General features: G+C 67.0%; 1 protein-coding gene. It reads right to left on the bottom strand.

Annotated features, from left to right (window positions below):
• On the bottom strand, positions 1 to 373 hold a 373-nt coding region (locus L8H00_RS18685), incomplete at both ends, for a YDG domain-containing protein (protein ID WP_242098866.1).

The raw sequence follows: 373 nt of genomic DNA, 5'->3' as shown, positions 1-373 counted from the left end.
ACCGTCATAGGTCTTCGCCACGCCGCCCGTCAGCGACGCCGTCAGTGCCTTCGCCGCGATGTTGCCGATCGCCGCGCTCGCGCTGGTGTTGACGGTGTAGTTACTGGCGTCGCCGCCGGTCAGCGCCAGGTTGCCGACGCTCACGGTTTTCGCGGTGCCGACATTCTTGGTGTCGTAGCTGCCGCTGATGGGATTGTTCAAGGCGACGGCGTCGCCCGCAACCATACCGGCGAGGGCATAGTTGCCACCCGTCAGCATCGCCGCCGTCGTGCCGTCATAGGTCTTGGCCACGCCGCCCGTCAGCGAGGCCGTCAGCGCCTTCGCCTCGATGCTGCCGATGGTGGCGCTCGCGTCCGCGTTGACGGTGTAGTTG

This window comes from Sphingomonas sp. CROZ-RG-20F-R02-07 (assembly GCF_022662335.1).
Taxonomy (GTDB): Bacteria; Pseudomonadota; Alphaproteobacteria; order Sphingomonadales; family Sphingomonadaceae; genus Sphingomonas.
Note: the sequence above shows the minus strand (reverse complement) of the source record. Positions and strands in the feature narration are given on the sequence as shown.